General features: G+C 59.5%; 1 protein-coding gene. It reads right to left on the reverse strand.

Annotation, left to right across the window (positions count from 1 at the left end):
• Window positions 1-116: 116 nt before the first annotated feature.
• Window positions 117-299: hypothetical protein (locus tag SB717_RS34950; protein ID WP_410907479.1), on the reverse strand; the 183-nt coding region annotated here is incomplete at its 5' end.

The following is a 299-nucleotide window of genomic DNA, read 5'->3' on the forward strand; positions in this document are numbered from 1 at the left end:
GAACAACGACCGAAAAATCGCCGTCGGCCGCTAACCACCCCAAACGTGCGGGCCCGAGCGCAGCGATGCTTTCGTGTCGGGCGGCCGGCGCATCGGTACCCCAAGCGCGTCGGCAATCAACTGTGTCCAGTTTCGCGTTCTGAGCGGTGATCCGACATCGAATTTAAGTCAGCCATTTGAACAAATGCTCCATTCGTGGGCAAATAATCGGTCTGGCAGGAGAACGTGTCATGAAAACCCCGATGACCGCCCCCGGCGGAAAGCGGTGCGCTGCTCATCAACTGCTGCTGCACCGTGGG

Source organism: Priestia sp. SIMBA_032 (genome assembly GCF_046535215.1).
GTDB lineage: Bacteria > Bacillota > Bacilli > Bacillales > Bacillaceae_H > Priestia > Priestia aryabhattai.